Origin of the sequence: Microcoleus sp. AR_TQ3_B6, assembly GCF_036702785.1 — a bacterium.
In the GTDB taxonomy this organism is placed as follows: Bacteria; Cyanobacteriota; Cyanobacteriia; order Cyanobacteriales; family Microcoleaceae; genus Microcoleus.
Genome location: NZ_JAUBVJ010000211.1, coordinates 1 through 1240, shown reverse-complemented (window position 1 = coordinate 1240; position 1240 = coordinate 1). Strand labels below are relative to the sequence as shown.

General features: G+C 39.7%; 2 protein-coding genes. One reads left to right on the top strand and one right to left on the bottom strand.

Annotated features, from left to right (window positions below):
* Positions 1 to 198: hypothetical protein (locus tag QUB56_RS36695; RefSeq protein WP_332961270.1), on the top strand; the 198-nt coding region annotated here is incomplete at its 5' end.
* 352 nt (positions 199 to 550) lie between these two features.
* Here QUB56_RS36695 and QUB56_RS36690 read toward each other — a convergent pair.
* The coding region (locus QUB56_RS36690) for a lipolytic protein G-D-S-L family (protein WP_332961269.1) at positions 551 to 1240 on the bottom strand (690 nt) is incomplete at its 5' end.

The window sequence follows — 1240 nt, the reverse complement described above, 5'->3', positions numbered from 1 at the left end:
TTTTGCCGTATCCGCCAACAAATCGTTGTCAATCTTGGAAATTACAGCCAGTTTTTATTTTTGCTTGAGTGCTACCAAAGCTGCGACTGTATCCGGGAATGGCTACCAATTTTTGATAAACTCAATCAAACACTTGAGTTCTGTTTCTATCGGTTCAAAATTAAATCTTTTACCGACTTATTGCACTATTTGTTGTAATAATTCTCTCTATTTGATAGAATTATATGCAGAGTTTTCAAATTCAGCAAACAGCTCTAAAGTTCCGTCATCGCTCAAATCTATCTCGCGACTTGACAGCAATTGTCTCAAGACTGGCAGTATTCCCCTTTCCCAATCTCTGAGAGTGCCGTAGCAGTCAATCGATTTGAGATTTGAGATTTGAGATTTGAGATTTGAGATTGACCCTACGGATAAATGCTCTTTCTTGAGGATTTTCGGTTTTGGATTGATTCCACGGATAAATCACGTGGCGGGTACCACCTTTGAAATTCTTGGTCAAAAGTTGCAACTTCAAATTGATTAAAATCTAACATCTATCCTTGGTCCTATTCTACGGTTGATATTCAGCAAATATTTCAATCTTTCCGATAATATTGCGATTAAATTCTGCCAAGTCTTCTGCCGGAATCCAATATTCTTTGTGAATCGAACTGCCGACGGTTTGGACGGAATATTTTTTTAAGAATTCCGCCAAAACTTGAAATTGGGTTACATAGCCAAAATATCTCGATGCCGCATCTTTTGTATTCCAATCCCGCGCAATTTTTATGGCGTATGCTTTGTAGAGTACGGGAGAAAAAATAGGCTGAAAAGGCAGCCGCGGCGGAAATGCCATGAAATCGCTTTCTTTAATTAACTCCATTTCTTTTTTGCCAACGGCTCGGAACAGGGTAACAGTCTTTTTATCCGATCTATTGATATTTTTAAACCAAGCTTTCCAAGCGTCCCAATTGTGAACTATTTTAGCCAATTCAGTATAACCGGCGGCCCGGGGATGGGAACCGTCATTTTCGGTAAGCTCTTTCCGCCAAAATTCTGATTTTTGCAGAGGAGTACAAATATCTAAATAAGGCACGTTTAACTCGGTGCAAACTTGCGAAAAATGTTCGGATAAATTGGCTATTCTGATTGTGCGAGCTGCCTCATTAACTGGCGGTGGGCCTACCATTAAAACGGGGAACATTTCTTTAGCAGACTTGAGAATATAGCAGAGGTTTTCCATTGATTGTTCAAGTGCGAC